Raw genomic sequence first — 16,166 nt, 5'->3', positions numbered from 1 at the left:
GCCGGCCGGCGGTCACCACGCGGGCAGGGCCGGCGGCCCGGCCTGCCGCGCGAGCGCGACGAGGCCGCCGTAGCGCGCCGGGTCGGGCGCCGCGAAGCCATCGAGCGCCAGCGCCCGGAGAAGCGGACGCGCCTCGGGCGAGGCGTCGGCGGAGAGCAGCGCGCCGCGCAGCGCCCCCAGCGTCTCGGGCGGCAGCGTGGGCGCGGCCACCAGAAGCGGCGCCGGCCGGGCCGCCGTGGTGTCGAGGACGCGGAGCCCAGCGGCCAGCGCGGGCTCGTGCAGCGCCAGCAGCGCGAAGGACTGGGCATCCACCGGGCCGGCGTCGATCTCCCCGGCCTCCAGCGCGGCAAGGACGCCCGACGGGTTGAGCAGGGGGCCGCGCGCCTCGGCGAACAGCATGGCGCCCCAACGGGCCGCCACGTGCTGGCGCGGGGCATGGTAGCCCGACTGCGAATCGCGCACCGTCCATCCGAACCGGCGGCCCTTCAGGTCGTCGAACGTGGTGAACGGTGCGTCGGCCCGCACCACGATGTGGCTGGCATAGTTCGCCCCGCCGTCCGCAAAGGCGCCGGAAGGGCGCAGCGCGGCCAGCGCGGCGGGGCGCTCGGCCGGCGCGAGGCTGGCATAGGGAAAGCCGCACATCACGGCCGCGCCGAGGTCCTCCCGCCCCCAGAGGGCCGGGAGGGAGGCGGGCGGGGCGTGGGCGATCGCCTCCAACGCGACGCCGGCAGCACCGGCGAGCCAGGCGAACAGCGCGTCCCAGGCCGCGCGCGCGCCGGGCGCGACGTTGTACATGCGCGAGGAGGCGACCAGTGTCATGAGCGGCCGAGCCCCACGGTGCTCAGCGGAAGCGCAGGCGCTGGCCGAGCCCGAGCCCGCGCGCCTTCTCGACCATCGCGGCGCCGAGCGCGACGTCCGTGCTGGACAGGCCGCGATGCCAGAACAGGATGGTCTCGCCGTCGCTTTCGCGGCCGGGCCGCGAGCCGGCGACGATCTCGCCCATCTCGGCATGGAGGTTCTCGCGCGTCACCTTGCCCTCGTCCACATGGCGCCGCAGCGCACCGTAGGGGCGGCCGGGCCCGCACTGGCCCCAGTCGTCCACCACGACCTTGTCGACGATGTCGGTGAGGTCGAACTCCAGCGCGCTCATCGTGCCGTAGGGCACCACGAAGGCGCCCTTCTTGACCCATTCGGTGCGGAAGAGCGGGGTCGGCTCGGGCAGGCGGCTCGCCTCGATCATGATGTCGGCGCCCTCGAGGCAGTCGCGCCAGTTGTCGGTGACGACGATCTTCTTGCCGAGGTCCTGCTCCAGGCGCGCCGCGAAGGCCTCGCGGCTCTCCGGACGGCGCGAGTGGACGCGGATCTCGTCGAAGTCGAACAGGTGGTCGAGAAGCCGGACGTTCCAATAGGAGGTGCCGCGCGCGCCGACATGGCCGAGGATCTTGGAATCCTTGCGGGCCAGGTGGCGGGCGCCGATGGCCGTCACCGCGCCGGTGCGCATGTCGGTGATGGCGGTCGCGTCGATGATGGCGGTGGGCATGCCGGTGTGCGGATTGAACAGGTTCAGGACCGCCATCTCGGACGGAAGGCCGACCTTGTAGTTGTCCACGAAGTCGCCGACCACCTTCACGCCGGCGATGTCGAGCGGCTTCACGTAGCCGCGCAGCACATTGAAATGCCCCTTGTCCGAACTCTCCGGCACCAGGTGGACACGCGGCTCGATCACCGTCTCGCCGAGTCCCTGCGCGCGCAGGGCCGCCGAAACCGCGTCGAGGATCTCGTCGTTGCCGAGCGCCAGCGCCGCGACGTCGCCCGCGTTCAGATAGTCGATCCAGATTTCCTGCATGCGATAGAGCTCCTGTGGAATGGGAGGCCGGACATGGCCGGCGCTTTAACACGGGTTCGGGCGGGTTTCCGGCAAAAGCGCGCCCGCATCAAAGGTCGATCACCGCGAGTAGCAACGTGCTCGAGGCGGCCAGCACCACGAAGGCGAGAAACGCGGCGGCGATCACCCGGCCGCCGGAGCGGGCCAGGGCGCGAAGGTCGATCAGGAGGCCGAGCCCGGCCATGGCGAGAAGCGTGAAGTCCCGCGCGACCACGTTCATCAGCTCGGCCATGCCTTCGTCGATGAAGCCGAAGCCGCGCGCCGCCATCAGCGCGATGAACCCCGGCACGAACCAGGGCACGAGCATGTGGAGGGGCAGGCGCGGGCCCGCCTGGCGGCGACCGGCCACGGCGATCAGGAGCAGCACCGGGCCGAGCATCAGGACGCGGGTCAGCTTCACCAGGACGCCGAGCTGCGTGGCCAACGAGCCGGCCTGCGCCGTGGCCGCGATCACCTGCGGCACGGCATAGACGGTGAGCCCGGCCAGCACGCCGAACCGAGCCGGGTCGAGGCCGGCGGCCGACTGGAGGAAGGGCAGGGCGACCACCACGGCGACGCCCACGAGGGCCGTGAAGGTGATGGCGGTGGTGATCTCCTCGGCGCGGGCGCGCAGCACGGCCGCGGCGGCGGCGATGGCGGAGTTGCCGCAGATCGCATTGCCGCAGGCGACCAGCGCGGCGAGCGCCGGCGGCAGGCCGACCATCCGGCCGGCCGCGTAGCCGACGCCGAGCGCCACGACCACGACCGCCACGATGCCGCCGACGAGCGCCGGGCCGGCCGCGATCAGTGCGACGACGTTCATCGACGCTCCGAGCAGCACGACCGCGATCTCCAGAAGCGGCTTGGCGGTGCACTGGACACCGGCGGACGTCGTCCGCGACATCGGAACGAGCGCGCTCGCGCCGGCGCCGATCAGGATCGCCAGCACCATCGCGTCCGGCCCGTTTCGGATGCCGGCCGCGTGCAGGCCGGCCTGGGCGGCCAGCGCGAGCAGCGAGACGATGCCCAGACGGAGGAGGGCGGGAAGGCAGAGGGGAGGCAGCGCCACGGCAGGGGCCCTTGCGGATCGCCGGCGTCGATGCGCCGGTGCCACGAGGGGTAGTCAGTTCGGCTGTATGAGTATATCGAATAATTGTTGAGGTTTCGTACGAATGGATTGCACAACCTGATGACGCTCGAACAGCTTGCGGTTTTCGTGGCGGTGGCCGAGCGCGAGCACGTGACGCGCGCGGCCGCCGCCGTCGGTCTCACCCCTTCGGCCGTCAGTTCGGCGATCCGGCAGCTCGAGACGCAGCACGGCGTCCAGCTCTTCGAGCGCATCGGCCGGCGGGTCGAGCTGTCGGCGGCGGGCGGCGCGTTTCTGGCCAAGGCGCGCGATGTCCTGGCGAGCGCGCGCAGCGCGTCGCTGCTGCTGCGCGATCTCGGCGACGGGACCAGCGGCGAGATCGCCATCTACGCGAGCCAGACGATCGCCAGCTACTGGCTCCCCCCGATCCTCACCCGCTTCCACGCCGACAATCCCGGCATCGACATGCACCTGACGGTCGGCAACACGCGCACTGTTTCGCGCGCGGTGCTGGAGGGTCGGGCAGCGGTGGGCTTCGTGGAAGGGGGCATCGACGAGCCCGATCTGGCCAGCCGACCGGTCGGCGACGACCGGCTGTGGGTGGTCACGGCGCCCGAGCATCCCTGGGCGCGGGCGGAGCGACTGGAGCCCGGCGAGCTTGCCGAGGGCTCGTCGTGGATCCTGCGCGAGGCCGGCTCGGGCACGCGCTCGGAGTTCGAGGCCGCGCTGGTCGAACTGGGCGTCGGGATCGCCTCGCTCAAGGTCATCATGACCATGCCGTCCAACGAGGCGATCCTGTCGGCGGTGCAGTCGGGCCCCTTCGCGTCGGCGGTGTCCGCTCTGGCCGCCGGCCCGCTCACGCGCCTCGGCGTCTTGGCGCGCTGCCCGATCGAGCTTCCGGCGCGCGGCTTCAGCATGCTCACCCACCCCGACCGGCACGCCTCGCGCGCCTCGCAGCTCTTTCAGCGGTTCTGCGCCCCCGAAGCGTTGCCCTGATCCGCGGTCGAGCCGCCCGGAGCGCCGTCAGAACGGCAGGCCGACATAGTTCTCCGCGAGGTTGACCGCCGCGCTCGGGACGGCCGTCAGGTGGTCGAACTCCGCCCGCTGCATGCGCTGGGCGAAGGCGTCCATGTCGGGAAAGCGGTGCAGGACCGACGTCATCCACCACGAGAATCGTTCAGCTTTCCAGACCCTTGCCAGGGCGCGCGCGGAATAGGCGTCGAGTTCGGCATCGCTGCCTTCGCGGTAGTGCGCGACGAACCCTTCGGTGAGGTAGTGGACGTCCCCGAGGGCGAGGTTGAGCCCCTTGGCGCCGGTGGGCGGCACGATGTGGGCGGCGTCGCCCGCCAGGAACAGCCGGCCGAAGCGCATCGGCTCGGCCACGAAGGAGCGCAGCGGGGCGATGCTCTTCTCGATCGACGGGCTCGGCGTGACGGCGGCGGCAAGATCGGCCGGCAGGCGCGCGCGCAACTCGCGATAGAAGCGATCGTCGCTCCAGTCCTCCACGCGCTCGTCCAGCGACACCTGCACATAGTAGCGCGACCGGGTCGCGGAGCGCATCGACGCCAGCGCGAACCCGCGCGGATGGTTCGCGTAGACGAGCTCTTCCGCCGCGGGCGGGGCGTCGGCCAGGAGCCCCAGCCAGCCGAAGGGGTAGACCCTCTCGAAGGTCCGCAGCGCCTCGGCCGGCACCGACCGGCGACCGACGCCATGGTAGCCGTCGCAGGCGGCCACGAAGTCGCATGCGACCTCGTGCCGAACGCCCTCCTGCTCGAACGACACGCGGGGGCGCGTCGTCGCGGCATCCTCGATCCTGACGTCGGCGGCCTCGAACACGGTGGGCCAGCCGGCGGCCGCGCGCGCCTCCATCAGGTCGCGCGTCACCTCGGTCTGGCCGTAGACCGTGACGTGGGCGCCCCCGGTCAGCGCAGCGAGGTCGAGGCGGAGCCGCTCGTTGTCGAAGGCGAGTTCCACCCCGTGGTGGATCTGGCCCTCGCGGTGGAGGCGGTCGGCGCAGCCGGCCTCTTCCAGGAGCCGTACCGTGCCCCGCTCCAGGACGCCGGCGCGAATGCGGCCGAGCACATGCTCGCGCGTCGACCGCTCCAGGATCACGGTATCGATTCCCGCGCGCCCGAGAAGCTGGCCGAGCAGAAGCCCGGACGGCCCGGCACCGACGATGACGACCTGTGTCTTCAAGTTCCCGCGCTCCCGGAATCCTCCCGCGGCACGTCCTGGCGCCGCCGGATTGGATCCTAGCCCTTCGGCGGTGCTTGTCGCAGCGGCGTCGTTCGGGCAAAGACTTGGACAAATCGCGCGCCGGGATCCGCTTCGTTGCCGCAAGCCTCCATGTCGATACCGGTCTATGCGCTCTACGGCGAAGCCGAGGGCGGCAAGCTGCCGGCGGGCGTCCACGCCGAAACGATCTCCAGCCGTTCGTCGCATCTCGACTGGCGCATCGCGCCGCATCGCCATTCGCACCTGTTCCAGGCGCTGCTGGTGGCCGAGGGGCATGCGATGGCCACGGCGGAAGGGCGGCGCATCCCCTTGCCGGCGCCCGCGCTCGCCTGGGTTCCGCCGCTGGTGGTCCACGCCTACGACTTCGCTCCCGGCACGGTCGGCACCGTGGTCAGCGTGCCGGCGAACCTGCTGCGCTCCGGCCTCGCGCTGGCGCCGGCCGTTCTCCAGCGTCTCGGCGCCTTCCGCAGCGTGGTCGGCGATCTGCCGGCGGAGGAGTGGCAGGAGGCGCGGTTCCTGTGCGCGACGCTGCTGCGGGACTACCAGACCGTCGCGGCGGGACGCGAGGCGAGCCTGTGCGCGCGAGCGGCGCTGCTGGCCTTGTGGGTTCATCGGCGGACCAACCCACGCGGCGAGGACGGGCGCGAGGACGACACGCCTTCCCTGGTGCCGATCGTCCGCCGTTTTCTGGACGCGGTGGAGGGCGGCTTCGGAACGGCGCGGTCGCTCGCGGACTACGCGCGCGAGGCGGGGGTGTCTGCGTCGCATCTGGCGCGGGCCTGCCGGTCGGTCACGGGCCGCTCGCCCTCGCGGCTCGTCCAGGACCGACGCTTGATCGAGGCGAAGCGCCTTCTGGCCTACACGGCACTTCCGGTCGCGCAGGTCGCCTATCGCCTCGGCTTCGAGGACGCCGCCTATTTCAGCCGCTTCTTCAAGGCCCGCGTCGGCGCCAGTCCGCTGTCGTTCCGGCGCATCGCCGACGGGACGCCGCAGGAATAGCGGAAAAGTTCATTACCGGTGGGTTATACGAGATCGGATGAAGGTGATTTTACGTTGCGGCGTCCTCGCGGTTACCTTTCCCCTCCATAGGCGGGAGTTGGGACGGGCCGGAACGGGCTCGGGCTGGCCAATCGCCGGAAGGTTCTGGGAGGATACCTCGTCGTGACACGTCTGCCGCACTTCGGCCTGTTGGCCGGCGCCGCCCTGGCGCTCCTGATGACGCCCGCCGCCGCCGACACGATCCGGGTGGGCGTGATCGGTCCGTTCTCCGGCCCCTACGCCAACCAGGGGAAGAACTTCCAGGCGGGCGTCGACGCATGGTTCGCGCTGAACGGGCGCAACGTCGGGGACGACGAGATCGAGGTCGTCTACCGCGACCTGCCGGCGGCCGACCCGGCCCGCGCGCGGGCGCTCGCCCAGGAGCTCGTCGTGTCGGACGGGGTCCAGTACCTCGCCGGCGTCTACTTCACGCCCGACGCGCTTGCCATCGCCCCGCTCCTAGAAGAGGCCGACACGCCGCTCGTGATCTTCAACGCGGCGACCTCGGCCATCACCAAGCAGTCGCCGCTGATCGTGCGCACGTCCTTCACGCTGCCGCAGACCTCCGCCCCGATGGCCGAGGTGGCCCGCCAGCGCGGCCTTTCGCGCGTGGTCACCGTGGTCAGCGACTACGGGCCCGGTGCCGATGCGGAGAAGGCGTTCTCGACCGCGTTCGAGGCGGCGGGCGGGCAGGTGGTCGAGAAGATCCGCATGCCGCTCGCCACCAACGACTTCTCGCCGATCATGCAGCGGGTGCGCGCGAGCGGCGCCGACGCCCTGTTCGCCTTCCTGCCGTCCGGCCCCTCGACGCTCGCCTTCGCGCGGGCCTACAACGACAACGGCCTGAAGGAAGCCGGCGTCACGTTCCTGGCGCCCGGCGACCTGACGCAGGAATCGGACCTCCCGGCGCTCGGCGCCAGCGTCGAGGGGTTCCTGACGACCTTCCACTACTCGGTGGCGCACGACAGCCCCGAAAACAAGGCCTTCGTGGACGCCGCGCGCTCGGCCATCGGCGACCCGAAGCTCCTGACCTTCCCGGCGGTCGGTGCCTTCGACGGCATGCGCGTGATCGCGGCCATGATCGAGGCCACGGGCGGCGAGCAGGACGCGGCCGCCGCGGTGGAGGCGGTGAAGGGCATGAGCTTCGAGAGCCCGCGCGGCCCCGTGACGATCGATGCCGAGACGCGCTCGCCGACGCAGACGATCTACCTGCGCGAGGTGGCCAAGGCCGAGGACGGCACGTTCTTCAACCGCGAGATCCAGAGCTTCGAGAAGACGCCGGACCTCGGCTGGCAGAACTGAGGCACACGGCCGGCCGCCTCGCGCGCGCCGGCCGCCCCCCGCGTTTCGGAGATCCGATGCAACTCGTCCTCTCGATCGCCGTCGACGCCCTGGCCTACGGCATGGTGCTGTTCGTGATCTCGATCGGCCTGTCCCTGACCATGGGCCTGATGCGCGTGGTGAACCTCGCGCACGGCGCCTTCGCCATGGTCGGCGGCTATGTCGCCTCGTGGCTCGGGACGAGCTACGGCGTGCCGTTCCCGCTGATGGTGGCGGGGGCGGTCGCCTTCACGGTGGTGCTTGCGCTACCGCTGGAGCGCCTCCTGTATCGGCCGATCTACGGCAAGCCGGAACTCACCCAGGTCCTGATGACCATCGGCATCACCTTCTGCATCATCGGCGTCGCCAACTGGCTGCTCGGGCCGACGCTGAAGGTCGTGCCGCTGCCCGAACTCCTGCGTGCGCCGGTGGACCTCGGCTTCCGCACGGTCTCGGCGCACCGGCTCTTCGCCATCCTGTGCGGCCTCGGCATCGCCGCCGCCTTGTGGTTCCTGGTGGAGCGCACCGACTTCGGCGTGCGGCTGCGCGCGGCGGTGGACAACGTGTCCATGGCGGCGGCGCTCGGCGTGCGCACCGAGCGTGTCTACGCCCTCAGCTTCGCGCTGGCCACGGGGCTTGCCGCGCTCGGCGGCGTGGTGGGTGCCGAAATGCTGCCGATCGAGCCCTATTACGCGCTGCGCTACATGGTGACCTTCCTGGTGGTGGTGTGCGTCGGCGGCGCGGGCTCGATCCCGGGTGCCCTTCTCGCCAGCCTGCTCCTCGGCGCCGTGGATACGGTGGGGCGCTACCTGATGCCGGACTTCGGCGAGTTCTTCTTCTACCTCGCGGTGATCGCGGTGATCCTGGTGTTCCCGCGCGGCCTCATGGGGCGCGCCGCATGACCCTTGCCGTCACGCCCACCCGGCGCTCCGGCGCCGACCGTCCCCGCACGGGCTTCCTCGCGGACTGCCTCGGCACGCTCGCCGTCCTCGCGGTCGGCCTCGCCTGCTACTGGCTGTTTCCGACCAGCCTCAGCTTCCTCACCGGGCTGATGGCGCTCGCTCTCCTTGCGCTCTCGTTGGAGCTCGTCACCGGGCAGGGCGGCGTCGCGACGCTCGGCCACGCCGCCCTGTTCGGCGCGGGCGCCTACGGCGCCGGCATCGCGGCGGTGCATTTCGGCCTGTCCGACCCGCTGCTCCTGCTCCTGGTGGGCGCGCTCAGCGGCGCGCTCGCCGGCCTCGTCTCGGGCGCGGTGATCCTGCGCGCGCACGGCTTGCCCCAGCTCGTGCTGTCGATCGCGATGGTGCAGCTCGGCGTCGAGATCGCCAACAAGGCGAGCGGCTGGACCGGAGGCTCGGACGGGCTCTACGGCATCGCGCCGGCCCCGCTGTTCGGCCTCTACCGGTTCGACCTCTTCGGGCGCACCGGGTTCCTGCTCGGGCTCGGCGTCCTGGTCGCCGCCGTGTTCCTGGTCCGCCTTCTCGTGCGCTCGCCGTTCGGCCTCCTGGTGCGCGCCATCCGGCAGGATCCGGTTCGCGTGGCGGCCATGGGCCGGTCGGTCTACCCGGTGCTCCTGCGCCTCTACGTCGTCTCCGGCCTCGTGGCGGGGCTCGGCGGTGCGCTGGCCGCCCTGTCGACGCGCGTCGTCGGCCTCGATTCCCTCTCCTTCACGACGTCGGCCGAGGCCTTGGTGATGCTGGTGCTCGGCGGCGTGGGCACCGTCTGGGGCGCTCTGGTCGGCACCTTCGTCTTCATGTGGTTCGAGCATGTCGTGTCGGCGGCCAACCCGTTCCACTGGCTTACCCTGGTGGGGGCGCTCCTGATCCTCGTCGTGCTCTTCGCTCCGCGCGGCCTTTACGGTTCGCTCGCCTCGTGGATCGGGAGGCGGGGTCGATGAGCGCGCTCCTGGAGATCCGCGACCTTCGCAAGCGGTTCGGTGGCCTCGCGGTGACCGACGGGGTGAGCCTCGCGCTGCCGGCCGGCGCGCGCACCGCGCTGATCGGGCCGAACGGCGCCGGAAAGACGACGCTGATCAACCTCGTCACCGGCCATCTGCGCCCCGATGCGGGAAGCGTCCGGCTGGCCGGACGCGACGTGACCCGCACGCCGACCGCCGAGCGCGTGCGCTCGGGCCTGGTTCGCTCGTTTCAGGTGACCCGCCTGTTTCCCGACCTGACCGCGCGCGAACATCTGGCGCTCGCGATCCTCCAGCGCGAGGGGCGCGCCGGGGCGATGGTCGGCCACTACGAGCGCATGCCGGAGGTGACGGCCGAGATCGACCAGCTTCTCGAGCGCCTGCGCCTCGCCGAGATCGGCCGGCGGCAGGTGGCTGAGATCGCCTACGGCCAACAGCGCCTCCTGGAACTTGCCATCGCGCTGGCACTCCGGCCCAAGGTGCTGCTCCTCGATGAGCCGGCCGCCGGCGTGCCGCAGGGCGAGACGCGCCTGATCGAGGAGGCGCTGGCCGAGCTGCCCGCCGAACTCGCCGTGCTGATGATCGACCACGACATGGACCTCGTGTTCCGCTTCGCGCGCGAGGTCGTGGTCCTGGCCGCCGGCCGCGTCATCTTCACCGGTCCCGCGTCGGAGGTCACGTCCGACCGCGGCGTGCGGGAAGCCTATCTCGGGAGCTATGCCGATGCCCGCCCTGCCGCTTGAGGTCGAGGGGCTCACGGCGGGCTACGGGCCCACCGTGATCCTGGAGGACGTCTCGTTCTCGGTGCCAGCCGGCGGACGCGTCGCCATCCTCGGGCGCAACGGCATGGGCAAGACGACGCTGCTCGCGACTCTGATGGGCCTCACCCGCCACCGGGGCGGCCGGCTGCGCGTCGGGGGCGAGGCGCTGGAAACGCTGCTCACCTCGCGCCGCGCGCTGAAGGGCCTCGGCTACGTGCCGCAGGGCCGCGACATCTTCCGCTCCCTGAGCGTGGAGGAGAACCTCCGGGTCGGCCTGAAGGGGCGCGAGCGCGGCGCGGTCGAGGAGGCCTACGCGCTGTTCCCGCGCCTCGCGGAGCGCCGGCGCAACCTCGGCTCCCAGCTTTCGGGCGGCGAGCAGCAGATGCTCGCGACCGCGCGCGCCATCCTCGGCCGGCCCGGCGTGCTGCTTCTGGACGAGCCGCTGGAAGGGCTGGCGCCGATCATCTGCGAGGAGCTGATGGCGGCCTTCGGGCGGCTGGCGGCCGGCGAGGAGATGACCATCCTCCTGGTGGAGCAGCGCGTCGATTCGGCGCTCGCCTTCGCCGACACGGTGCTGATCCTGGAGCGCGGCCGGCTCGCCTGGTCGGGCGGCGCGCAGGACTTCGACCCCGCGCTGGCGGAACGCTTCATCGGCGTCGGTGCGCTGCACTGAGCCGATCGGCTCAGGAGGCGGCCAGAAGGCGCGCGCTTTCCTTGAGGCCGGCGAGGAAGATCTCGGCCGCCGCCGGCAGCTCGGCTCCGGCGCGCCGGGTGACGCCCACCGACCCCATCGTCGTCGCCATGTCGAGCGGCAGGCGGCGCAGCGTCCCTTCCGCGAGGTCGCGCGCCACCACCCCTTCCGAGATCATCCACACCGCGTCCGTGTCGCGCAGGAAGGCGCGGCCGAAGGCGAGCGACACGGTCTCGATCACGCGCGAGGGAGCGGGAATCCCGGCCGACAGGAGGAACCGGTCCACCACCGGCCGAATCACCGATCCGGGCGGCGGCAGGAGGACCAGGCAGTCCGCCACCGCGGCGGGTCGGAAGGCCGTGCCCTGGAGCAGCGGATGGCCGGCGCGCACCGCCAGGCACAGGGGCTCCGAATAGAGCGGCTCGAACACCAGACCGTCCATCGTCTCCGGTTCCACCATCCGCCCGATCACCACGTCGAGGTGCCCCTCGCGAAGCTGGATCAGCAGATGCTCGTTCGGCCCGGTGACGACGCGCGGCACCGCGCCGAGCCCCTCGGCCAGGAACCTCTGCATGGCCTGCGGCATCAGCCGGGCGGAGACGGTCGGCAGGGCGCCGACGCGAAGCGGCAGCGAGGCGGGGTCGCGCGCCGCCTTGAGCGCCCGGGCGCCTTCGTCGAAGGCGCCGAGGCCCGCCTCCGCGTGCCGCAGGAACAAGGTGCCGAAGCTCGACAGTGTGACCGCTCGGTGCGACCGGTCGAACAGAGCCGCGCCCAGGAGGGTCTCGAGTTCGCGCAGCGTCTTGGACACGGCCGGCTGGGTGACGTGCAGCCGCTCGGCGGCGCGCGACACCGATCCGACCCGCGCCACGGTGACGAAGGTCGCGAGATGTCGGAGCCGGACCGCCGGATCGAGCATCGGATATCGCCGCTGGTTATGGTTTCGCTTCGAATCGTCAATTTACATGACCGACGGCCCCCTCCGCCAGCCGTTGCGCCCATCCCGGCGCATGGATACAGCTTGCGCCGGAGGCGCCGTTCCGCGGCGCTTGGGTGGAAACGGGCCGGTCGCCGGCGGGGATAAGGAAGCAGCACATGCGGGTCGCATTGCTCGGTGCCGGTCGCATCGCGGAGGTCCATGCGCGAGGCATCAGGAGCGCGGGGGCCGAACTGGCGGGCGTCTACGACCTCCGTCGCGAGGCGGCGGAGGCCGCGGCCGGACGCTTCGGCGGCGAGGTCTATGCCGATGTCGAGGCGGCACTGGTCGACCCGCGGGTCGAAGCCGTCGCCATCGCCACGCCGACCGACACGCATGTGGACTATCTGGTGCGCGCCGTGGCCGCCGGAAAGCACGTGTTCTGCGAGAAGCCGATCGATCTCTCGGTGGCCCGCGCGCTGGAATGCAGGGACCGGATCGGGGACGCCGCCGACCGCGTCCAGATCGGCTTCAACCGCCGCTTCGACCGGACCTTCGCGCGTCTGCGCGAGCGACTGGGGGAGGGGGCGATCGGCCGGATCGAGAACCTCACCATCATCAGCCGCGACCCCGCGCCCGCGCCGATCTCCTATCTCGCCAGCTCCGGCGGCATCCTCAAGGACATGACGATCCACGACTTCGACATGGCCCGCTTGATCCTGGGCGAAGAGCCGGTGGAGGTCTTCGCCACGGGTTCGGTGCTGGTGGACCCCGCGATCGGCGAGGCCGGCGACCACGACAGCATCAGCGTGGTGATGCGCACGGCCTCCGGCGTCCAGTGCCAGATCCTCAACACCCGCCGCTGCGCCTTCGGCTACGACCAGCGCATCGAGGTCTTCGGGGAAAAGGGGTCGCTGCGGGCCGAGAACCCGCTGGTGGACGAGTTGCGCGTCAACCTCGCGGACGGGACGGACATGCGATCCCGCCTGTCGGACTTCTTCCTGGACCGCTACATCGACGCCTTCGCGGCGCAATGGGTCAGCTTCTTCGCCAACCTCTGGGCGGGCCGGCCGCCGGCCGTCACCTTCCGCGACGGGCTGCGCGCTTTGGAACTGGCGGAAGCGGGCAACCGCTCCATCGCCGAGAGACGCGTGATCGAGGTTCCGGCCCACTGAGGGCCTGCGGCACCGAATCGCTGGTGAATTGCCGTGCGACGCGGCATTAGTCCAACCGTGTTGGGAGGATCGACATGAAATTCGGAGTTCCAAGGGAGCGCTTCGCGGGGGAGCGCCGCGTCGCGCTGACGCCCGAGAGCGTCGGCCGGTTGCAGAAGCTCGGCTACGAATGCCTGGTCGAGGCGGGGGCCGGCGACGCGGCGCGCTTCTCCGACGCGGCCTACAAGGCGGCCGGCGCGCGCGTCGTTCCCGATGCCGCAGCGCTGTGGGCCGAGGCCGATATCGTCGCCAAGGTGCGCCCGCCCGAGCCGGACGAGGTCGAGCACGTCCGGCAGGGCCAGATCCTGATCTCGTTCCTCTATCCGGCGCAGAACGCCGACCTCCTGGAGCGCATCCGCGACCGAGGCGCCACCGTTCTGGCGATGGATATGGTGCCGCGCATCAGCCGCGCGCAGAAGATGGACGCCCTGTCCTCCATGGCCAACATCGCCGGCTACCGCGCGGTGATCGAGGCCGGCAACCAGTTCGGCCGCTTCTTCACCGGCCAGATCACGGCCGCCGGCAAGGTGCCGCCGGCGCGCGTGCTGGTGATCGGGGCCGGGGTCGCGGGCCTTGCCGCCATCGGCACGGCGCAGTCGCTGGGTGCCCAGGTGCGCGCCTTCGACGTGCGGCCCGAGGTCGCCGAGCAGATCCAGTCGATGGGTGCCGAGTTCCTGTTCCTGGATTTCGCCGAGGCCGCCGACGGTGCGGCGACGGGCGGCTATGCGGCCCCGTCCAGCCCCGAGTTCCGCGCCAAGCAGCTCGAGCTCTTCCGCGCCCAGGCGCCCGAGGTCGACATTGTGGTCACCACCGCGCTGATCCCCGGCCGCGACGCCCCGAAGCTCTGGCTGGAGGACATGGTCGCCCTGATGAAGCCGGGCTCGGTGGTCGTGGACCTCGCCGCCGAGCGCGGCGGCAACTGCGACCTCACCGTGCCCGACGAGATCGTGGAAACGGCGAACGGCGTGCGCATCGTCGGCTACACCGACTATCCGAGCCGCATGGCGACCCAGGCCTCCACCCTCTACGCCACCAATGTCCGCCACATGATGGACGACCTGACGCCGAACAAGGACGGCGTGCCGGTGGTGAACATGGAGGACGACGTGATCCGCGGCGCCACGGTCACGCACGCCGGCGAGATCACCTATCCGCCTCCGCCGCCCAAGATCCAGGCCATCGCCCGGCAGGCGCCGAAGAAGGCGGTGGAGGAGACGTCGGCCCAGAAGGCGGCGCGCGAGGCAGCCGAGGCGCGCAAGTCCGGCCAGCGCCAGATCGCGCTCCTGGCGGCGGGCGCGGTGCTCCTGATGCTGATCGGTCTGACGGCCCCTCCGAGCTTCCTCCAGCACTTCGTGGTCTTCGCCTTGTCCTGCTTCGTCGGCTACCACGTGATCTGGAACGTCAGCCACGCGCTGCATACGCCGCTGATGGCGGTCACCAACGCGGTGTCCTCGATCATCATCCTCGGGGCCCTCCTGCAGGTCGGCACCACGGGCTGGCTCGTCTCGATCCTCGCCGGCCTCGCCATCCTGATGGCGTCGGTCAACATCTTCGGCGGGTTCATGGTGACGCGCCGGATGCTCAAGATGTTCCAGAAGAGCTGAGCGGGGAGCCGATCACATGAGCTATGGTCTCGTCGGCGCGTCCTATATCGTCGCCTCCATCCTCTTCATCCTTTCGCTCGGCGGCCTGTCGAACCAGGAAAGCGCCAAGCGCGCCGTCTGGTACGGCATCGTCGGCATGGCGCTCGCCGTGTTCGCCACGATCACCGGTCCCGCCGTCGGTGCGATCTGGCTCGTGGTGCCGCTGGTGGTCGTCGGCGGCCTCGTCGGCGCCTGGCTCGCGGGCCGCGTGCAGATGACGCAGATGCCCGAACTCGTGGCCGCGCTGCATTCCTTCGTGGGGCTGGCGGCCGTGTTCATCGGCTTTAACGCCGACATCGAGGCGGCGCATGTGGCGCGGGCCCTGGCCGACGGCTCGGGCGACCTCCTGACAGGCTTCGCCGCCACGCTCGCCCTCAAGACGCCGGTGGAGCTCGCCATCATGCGCGTCGAGGTGTTCCTCGGCGTGTTCATCGGCGCGGTGACCTTCACCGGCTCGGTGGTCGCCTACGGCAAGCTTTCCGGCCGCCTCGATTCCAAGGCGCTGGTGCTGCCCAACCGGCATGCGATCAATCTCGCGGGCGTCGTGGTCGCGCTGATCCTCGGCCTCCTTTACTTCAACGGCGCCGGGCTCTGGACGCTGATCCTCGTCGCGATCCTCGCGGGCGCGCTCGGCTGGCACCTCATCATGGCGATCGGCGGCGCCGACATGCCGGTGGTCGTGTCGATGCTGAACAGCTATTCCGGCTGGGCGGCGGCCGCCATCGGCTTCACGCTCGGCAACGATCTCCTGATCGTCACGGGTGCGCTGGTCGGCTCCTCGGGCGCGATCCTCTCCTACATCATGTGCCGGGCGATGAACCGGAACTTCGTGTCGGTCATCCTCGGCGGCTGGGGCGGCACGAGCGGCCCGGCCCAGGAGATCACGGGCGAGCAGGTGGCGATCGACACGGACGGCGTCGCCCAGGCGCTGGACGAGGCGGACTCCATCGTCATCGTGCCGGGCTACGGGCTGGCCGTCGCGCAGGCGCAGGGCTCGATCTCGGAGCTGACCCGCCGCCTGCGCGCCAAGGGCAAGACCGTACGCTTCGCCATCCACCCGGTGGCCGGGCGCCTGCCGGGCCACATGAACGTGCTGCTCGCCGAGGCCAAGGTCCCCTACGACATCGTTCTGGAGATGGACGAGATCAACGAGGATTTCCCCTCGACGGATGTTGCAATCGTCATCGGCGCCAACGACATCGTCAATCCGGCGGCGGAGGAGGATCCGAACTCGCCGATCGCCGGCATGCCGGTGATCGAGGTCTGGAAGGCGCGGCGCGTGATCGTGTCGAAGCGCGGGCAGGGCACCGGATATTCCGGCATCGAGAACCCGCTCTTCTACAAGGAGAACACGCGCATGTTCTACGGCGACGCCAAGAAGTCGGTCGACGAGCTGCTCAAGCAGATCGGCTGACGCCGGCCGGCCGGACGCGCCGCGCCCGCACTCTGCCTCAAACGGGCCGGCCGCCTCAGGGCGCCGGCCCG

General features: G+C 71.1%; 15 protein-coding genes. 10 read left to right on the top strand and 5 right to left on the bottom strand.

Going from position 1 to position 16,166, the window contains the following annotated elements; genetic code table 11:
- Positions 1 to 12 precede the first annotated feature (12 nt).
- The 3 genes from D3218_RS06730 to D3218_RS06720 form a co-directional block, all read right to left on the bottom strand.
- Positions 13 to 819: a phosphate/phosphite/phosphonate ABC transporter substrate-binding protein gene (locus D3218_RS06730; protein WP_245414947.1), complete on the bottom strand. Its 807-nt coding sequence runs from the start codon at positions 817 to 819 to the stop codon at positions 13 to 15.
- 22 nt (positions 820 to 841) lie between these two features.
- The gene (locus D3218_RS06725; RefSeq protein ID WP_119539139.1) at positions 842 to 1,846 is read right to left on the bottom strand and encodes an ornithine cyclodeaminase family protein; all 1,005 of its coding nucleotides are present in this window, start codon (positions 1,844 to 1,846) and stop codon (positions 842 to 844) included.
- Between the two features lie 88 nt (positions 1,847 to 1,934).
- Positions 1,935 to 2,933, bottom strand: a complete 999-nt coding sequence (locus D3218_RS06720) for a YeiH family protein (RefSeq protein ID WP_119539138.1) — start codon at positions 2,931 to 2,933, stop codon at positions 1,935 to 1,937.
- Positions 2,934 to 3,053: 120 nt separating this feature from the next.
- Here D3218_RS06720 and D3218_RS06715 point away from each other — a divergent pair, with 120 nt between their 5' ends.
- On the top strand, positions 3,054 to 3,947 hold the full coding sequence (locus D3218_RS06715) for a LysR family transcriptional regulator (protein ID WP_119539326.1): 894 nt from the start codon (positions 3,054 to 3,056) through the stop codon (positions 3,945 to 3,947).
- Positions 3,948 to 3,974: 27 nt separating this feature from the next.
- On the opposite strand, the gene pobA is transcribed toward D3218_RS06715, so the two are convergent.
- Positions 3,975 to 5,147, bottom strand: a complete 1,173-nt coding sequence (gene pobA / locus D3218_RS06710) for a 4-hydroxybenzoate 3-monooxygenase (RefSeq protein ID WP_119539137.1) — start codon at positions 5,145 to 5,147, stop codon at positions 3,975 to 3,977.
- A 150-nt stretch (positions 5,148 to 5,297) separates the two neighbouring features.
- On the opposite strand from pobA, the gene D3218_RS06705 reads away from it, so the two are divergent.
- From D3218_RS06705 to D3218_RS06680, 6 genes are all read left to right on the top strand, one after another.
- A complete protein-coding gene (locus tag D3218_RS06705; RefSeq protein WP_119539136.1) occupies positions 5,298 to 6,185 on the top strand; it encodes a helix-turn-helix domain-containing protein in 888 nt (295 codons plus the stop codon).
- 216 nt (positions 6,186 to 6,401) lie between these two features.
- Complete coding sequence (locus tag D3218_RS06700) at positions 6,402 to 7,526, top strand: ABC transporter substrate-binding protein (RefSeq protein ID WP_119539325.1); 1,125 nt, start codon at positions 6,402 to 6,404, stop codon at positions 7,524 to 7,526.
- 56 nt (positions 7,527 to 7,582) lie between these two features.
- Positions 7,583 to 8,446 (top strand): branched-chain amino acid ABC transporter permease, encoded by an 864-nt coding sequence (locus D3218_RS06695; protein ID WP_119539135.1) that lies wholly within the window; start codon positions 7,583 to 7,585, stop codon positions 8,444 to 8,446.
- On the top strand, positions 8,443 to 9,441 hold the full coding sequence (locus tag D3218_RS06690) for a branched-chain amino acid ABC transporter permease (RefSeq protein ID WP_119539134.1): 999 nt from the start codon (positions 8,443 to 8,445) through the stop codon (positions 9,439 to 9,441). Before D3218_RS06695 ends, D3218_RS06690 begins: the two co-directional genes overlap by 4 nt.
- Positions 9,438 to 10,202, top strand: a complete 765-nt coding sequence (locus tag D3218_RS06685) for an ABC transporter ATP-binding protein (RefSeq protein WP_119539133.1) — start codon at positions 9,438 to 9,440, stop codon at positions 10,200 to 10,202. The genes D3218_RS06690 and D3218_RS06685 overlap by 4 nt, the downstream gene beginning before the upstream one ends.
- Positions 10,183 to 10,893 carry an ABC transporter ATP-binding protein gene (locus tag D3218_RS06680; RefSeq protein ID WP_119539324.1) on the top strand — a complete coding sequence of 237 codons (711 nt, stop codon included), beginning with the start codon at positions 10,183 to 10,185 and terminating at the stop codon, positions 10,891 to 10,893. Before D3218_RS06685 ends, D3218_RS06680 begins: the two co-directional genes overlap by 20 nt.
- 10 nt (positions 10,894 to 10,903) lie before the next feature.
- Here the strand turns inward: D3218_RS06680 and pcaQ are convergent, their stop codons facing one another.
- Positions 10,904 to 11,827 (bottom strand): pca operon transcription factor PcaQ, encoded by a 924-nt coding sequence (gene pcaQ / locus D3218_RS06675; RefSeq protein ID WP_119539132.1) that lies wholly within the window; start codon positions 11,825 to 11,827, stop codon positions 10,904 to 10,906.
- A gap of 176 nt (positions 11,828 to 12,003) precedes the next feature.
- Here pcaQ and iolG point away from each other — a divergent pair, with 176 nt between their 5' ends.
- From iolG to D3218_RS06660, 3 genes are all read left to right on the top strand, one after another.
- Entirely contained in the window at positions 12,004 to 12,999 is a 996-nt protein-coding gene (iolG, locus tag D3218_RS06670) for an inositol 2-dehydrogenase (RefSeq protein WP_119539131.1), read from the top strand.
- A gap of 74 nt (positions 13,000 to 13,073) precedes the next feature.
- Entirely contained in the window at positions 13,074 to 14,642 is a 1,569-nt protein-coding gene (locus D3218_RS06665) for a Re/Si-specific NAD(P)(+) transhydrogenase subunit alpha (protein WP_119539130.1), read from the top strand.
- 16 nt (positions 14,643 to 14,658) lie between these two features.
- On the top strand, positions 14,659 to 16,095 hold the full coding sequence (locus D3218_RS06660; RefSeq protein WP_119539129.1) for an NAD(P)(+) transhydrogenase (Re/Si-specific) subunit beta: 1,437 nt from the start codon (positions 14,659 to 14,661) through the stop codon (positions 16,093 to 16,095).
- Positions 16,096 to 16,166 lie beyond the last annotated feature (71 nt).

The organism is Aureimonas flava (genome assembly GCF_003583935.1).
GTDB lineage: Bacteria > Pseudomonadota > Alphaproteobacteria > Rhizobiales > Rhizobiaceae > Aureimonas > Aureimonas flava.
Note: the sequence above shows the minus strand (reverse complement) of the source record. Positions and strands in the feature narration are given on the sequence as shown.